The 5041-nt window shown below is 57.7% G+C and carries 2 rRNA genes; both read left to right on the forward strand.

The features are described 5' to 3' along the window. Positions 1-92: 92 nt before the first annotated feature. A 16S ribosomal RNA gene (locus IE182_RS31345) occupies positions 93-1616 on the forward strand. A 281-nt stretch (positions 1617-1897) separates the two neighbouring features. After that, positions 1898-5020: ribosomal RNA gene (locus IE182_RS31350) — 23S ribosomal RNA — on the forward strand. The 16S and 23S rRNA genes sit together here, the layout of an rRNA operon. Positions 5021-5041 lie beyond the last annotated feature (21 nt).

Here is a 5041-nt window from a genome sequence, read left to right on the forward strand (position 1 = left end):
GGCACACACAGCGAGGACGCTGTGAACGACCGGGCCTATTCCGCCTGGTTGTTCCGCTCAACGCGAGTGTATGACCCGATTACGGGTAAACATTCACGGAGAGTTTGATCCTGGCTCAGGACGAACGCTGGCGGCGTGCTTAACACATGCAAGTCGAACGATGAAGCCCTTCGGGGTGGATTAGTGGCGAACGGGTGAGTAACACGTGGGCAATCTGCCCTTCACTCTGGGACAAGCCCTGGAAACGGGGTCTAATACCGGATACGACCTGCCGAGGCATCTCGGCGGGTGGAAAGCTCCGGCGGTGAAGGATGAGCCCGCGGCCTATCAGCTTGTTGGTGGGGTAATGGCCTACCAAGGCGACGACGGGTAGCCGGCCTGAGAGGGCGACCGGCCACACTGGGACTGAGACACGGCCCAGACTCCTACGGGAGGCAGCAGTGGGGAATATTGCACAATGGGCGAAAGCCTGATGCAGCGACGCCGCGTGAGGGATGACGGCCTTCGGGTTGTAAACCTCTTTCAGCAGGGAAGAAGCGAGAGTGACGGTACCTGCAGAAGAAGCGCCGGCTAACTACGTGCCAGCAGCCGCGGTAATACGTAGGGCGCAAGCGTTGTCCGGAATTATTGGGCGTAAAGAGCTCGTAGGCGGCTTGTTGCGTCGGATGTGAAAGCCCGGGGCTTAACCCCGGGTCTGCATTCGATACGGGCAGGCTAGAGTTCGGTAGGGGAGATCGGAATTCCTGGTGTAGCGGTGAAATGCGCAGATATCAGGAGGAACACCGGTGGCGAAGGCGGATCTCTGGGCCGATACTGACGCTGAGGAGCGAAAGCGTGGGGAGCGAACAGGATTAGATACCCTGGTAGTCCACGCCGTAAACGTTGGGAACTAGGTGTGGGCGACATTCCACGTCGTCCGTGCCGCAGCTAACGCATTAAGTTCCCCGCCTGGGGAGTACGGCCGCAAGGCTAAAACTCAAAGGAATTGACGGGGGCCCGCACAAGCAGCGGAGCATGTGGCTTAATTCGACGCAACGCGAAGAACCTTACCAAGGCTTGACATACACCGGAAACGGCCAGAGATGGTCGCCCCCTTGTGGTCGGTGTACAGGTGGTGCATGGCTGTCGTCAGCTCGTGTCGTGAGATGTTGGGTTAAGTCCCGCAACGAGCGCAACCCTTGTCCTGTGTTGCCAGCATGCCCTTCGGGGTGATGGGGACTCACAGGAGACTGCCGGGGTCAACTCGGAGGAAGGTGGGGACGACGTCAAGTCATCATGCCCCTTATGTCTTGGGCTGCACACGTGCTACAATGGCCGGTACAATGAGCTGCGATACCGCGAGGTGGAGCGAATCTCAAAAAGCCGGTCTCAGTTCGGATTGGGGTCTGCAACTCGACCCCATGAAGTTGGAGTTGCTAGTAATCGCAGATCAGCATTGCTGCGGTGAATACGTTCCCGGGCCTTGTACACACCGCCCGTCACGTCACGAAAGTCGGTAACACCCGAAGCCGGTGGCCCAACCCTTGTGGAGGGAGCCGTCGAAGGTGGGACTGGCGATTGGGACGAAGTCGTAACAAGGTAGCCGTACCGGAAGGTGCGGCTGGATCACCTCCTTTCTAAGGAGCACATAGCCGACTGCAAGCGAATGTCTTGCACGGTTGCTCATGGGTGGAACGTTGACTATTCGGCACAGTTCGCAATCTCTCTGTCAGTACTGCTTCGGCGTGGAACACAGAAGAGTGAGTGGCTGGGCCGGGCACGCTGTTGGGTATCTGAGGGTACGGACTTCGGTCTGAACCTTCGCGATGCCGGCCCCAGTGCACTCGACGTGATGAGCGTCGGGGTGATGGGTGGCTGGTCGTTGCTTGAGAACTGCACAGTGGACGCGAGCATCTGTGGCCAAGTTTTTAAGGGCGCACGGTGGATGCCTTGGCACCAGGAACCGATGAAGGACGTGGGAGGCCACGATAGGCCCCGGGGAGCTGTCAACCGAGCTTTGATCCGGGGGTGTCCGAATGGGGAAACCCGGCAGTCGTCATGGGCTGTCACCCGCTGCTGAACACATAGGCAGTGTGGAGGGAACGCGGGGAAGTGAAACATCTCAGTACCCGCAGGAAGAGAAAACAACCGTGATTCCGGGAGTAGTGGCGAGCGAAACCGGATGAGGCCAAACCGTATGTGTGTGATACCCGGCAGGGGTTGCGCATGCGGGGTTGTGGGATCTCTCTTTCATAGTCTGCCGGCTGTGAGACGAGTCAGAAACCGTTGATGTAGGCGAAGGACATGCGAAAGGTCCGGCGTAGAGGGTAAGACCCCCGTAGCTGAAACATTAGCGGCTCGTTTGAGAGACACCCAAGTAGCACGGGGCCCGAGAAATCCCGTGTGAATCTGGCGGGACCACCCGCTAAGCCTAAATATTCCCTGGTGACCGATAGCGGATAGTACCGTGAGGGAATGGTGAAAAGTACCGCGGGAGCGGAGTGAAATAGTACCTGAAACCGTGTGCCTACAAGCCGTGGGAGCGTCGCGCATCGAGCTTGCTTGGTGCGTCGTGACTGCGTGCCTTTTGAAGAATGAGCCTGCGAGTTTGCGGTGTGTTGCGAGGTTAACCCGTGTGGGGAAGCCGTAGCGAAAGCGAGTCCGAATAGGGCGATTGAGTAGCGCGCCCAAGACCCGAAGCGGAGTGATCTAGCCATGGGCAGGTTGAAGCGGAGGTAAGACTTCGTGGAGGACCGAACCCACCAGGGTTGAAAACCTGGGGGATGACCTGTGGTTAGGGGTGAAAGGCCAATCAAACTCCGTGATAGCTGGTTCTCCCCGAAATGCATTTAGGTGCAGCGTCGTGTGTTTCTTGCCGGAGGTAGAGCACTGGATAGGCGATGGGCCCTACCGGGTTACTGACCTTAGCCAAACTCCGAATGCCGGTAAGTGAGAGCGCGGCAGTGAGACTGTGGGGGATAAGCTCCATGGTCGAGAGGGAAACAGCCCAGAGCATCGACTAAGGCCCCTAAGCGTACGCTAAGTGGGAAAGGATGTGGAGTCGCAGAGACAACCAGGAGGTTGGCTTAGAAGCAGCCACCCTTGAAAGAGTGCGTAATAGCTCACTGGTCAAGTGATTCCGCGCCGACAATGTAGCGGGGCTCAAGCGTACCGCCGAAGTCGTGTCATTTCAGCATGAGGACCAACGTCCGCTGGGATGGGTAGGGGAGCGTCGTGTGCCGGGTGAAGCAGCCGCGGAAGCGAGTTGTGGACGGTTCACGAGTGAGAATGCAGGCATGAGTAGCGATACACACGTGGGAAACGTGTGCGCCGATTGACTAAGGGTTCCTGGGTCAAGCTGATCTGCCCAGGGTAAGTCGGGACCTAAGGCGAGGCCGACAGGCGTAGTCGATGGACAACCGGTTGATATTCCGGTACCCGCTTTGAAACGCCCAATATCGAATCAGGCGATGCTAAGTCCGTGAAGCCGTTCCGGACCCTTCGGGGAAAGGAAAGTGGTGGAGCCGACGACCCAGACTTGTAGTAGGTAAGCGATGGGGTGACGCAGGAAGGTAGTCCAGCCCGGGCGGTGGTAGTCCCGGGGTAAGGGTGTAGGCCGTGTGATAGGCAAATCCGTCACACGTTAAGGCTGAGACCTGATGCCGAGCCGATTGTGGTGAAGTGGATGATCCTATGCTGTCGAGAAAAGCCTCTAGCGAGTTTCATGGCGGCCCGTACCCTAAACCGACTCAGGTGGTCAGGTAGAGAATACCGAGGCGTTCGGGTGAACTATGGTTAAGGAACTCGGCAAAATGCCCCCGTAACTTCGGGAGAAGGGGGGCCATGTCTGGTGATCGGATTTACTCCGTGAGCTGGGTGTGGCCGCAGAGACCAGCGAGAAGCGACTGTTTACTAAAAACACAGGTCCGTGCGAAGCCGTAAGGCGATGTATACGGACTGACGCCTGCCCGGTGCTGGAACGTTAAGGGGACCGGTTAGCTTGGATTCGTCCAGGCGAAGCTGAGAACTTAAGCGCCAGTAAACGGCGGTGGTAACTATAACCATCCTAAGGTAGCGAAATTCCTTGTCGGGTAAGTTCCGACCTGCACGAATGGCGTAACGACTTCTCGACTGTCTCAACCATAGGCCCGGTGAAATTGCACTACGAGTAAAGATGCTCGTTTCGCGCAGCAGGACGGAAAGACCCCGGGACCTTTACTATAGCTTGATATTGGTGTTCGGTTCGGCTTGTGTAGGATAGGTGGGAGACTGTGAAGCTCAAGCGCCAGCTTGGGTGGAGTCGTCGTTGAAATACCACTCTGGTCGTGCTGGATGTCTAACCTGGGTCCGTGATCCGGATCAGGGACAGTGTCTGGTGGGTAGTTTAACTGGGGCGGTTGCCTCCTAAAGGGTAACGGAGGCGCCCAAAGGTTCCCTCAGCCTGGTTGGCAATCAGGTGTTGAGTGTAAGTGCACAAGGGAGCTTGACTGTGAGACCGACGGGTCGAGCAGGGACGAAAGTCGGGACTAGTGATCCGGCGGTGGCTTGTGGAAGCGCCGTCGCTCAACGGATAAAAGGTACCCCGGGGATAACAGGCTGATCTTCCCCAAGAGTCCATATCGACGGGATGGTTTGGCACCTCGATGTCGGCTCGTCGCATCCTGGGGCTGGAGTCGGTCCCAAGGGTTGGGCTGTTCGCCCATTAAAGCGGTACGCGAGCTGGGTTTAGAACGTCGTGAGACAGTTCGGTCCCTATCCGCTGTGCGCGTAGGAGTCTTGAGAAGGGCTGTCCCTAGTACGAGAGGACCGGGACGGACGAACCTCTGGTGTGCCAGTTGTCCTGCCAAGGGCATGGCTGGTTGGCTACGTTCGGGAGGGATAACCGCTGAAAGCATCTAAGCGGGAAGCCTGCTTCGAGATGAGGACTCCCACCCACTTGATGGGGTAAGGCTCCCAGTAGACGACTGGGTTGATAGGCCAGGTGTGGAAGACCGGTAACGGTTGGAGCTGACTGGTACTAATAGGCCGAGGGCTTGTCCTCAGTTGCTCGCGTCCACTGTGT

Origin of the sequence: Streptomyces cinnamoneus, assembly GCF_014650495.1 — a bacterium.
Classification (GTDB): Bacteria; Actinomycetota; Actinomycetes; order Streptomycetales; family Streptomycetaceae; genus Streptomyces; species Streptomyces cinnamoneus.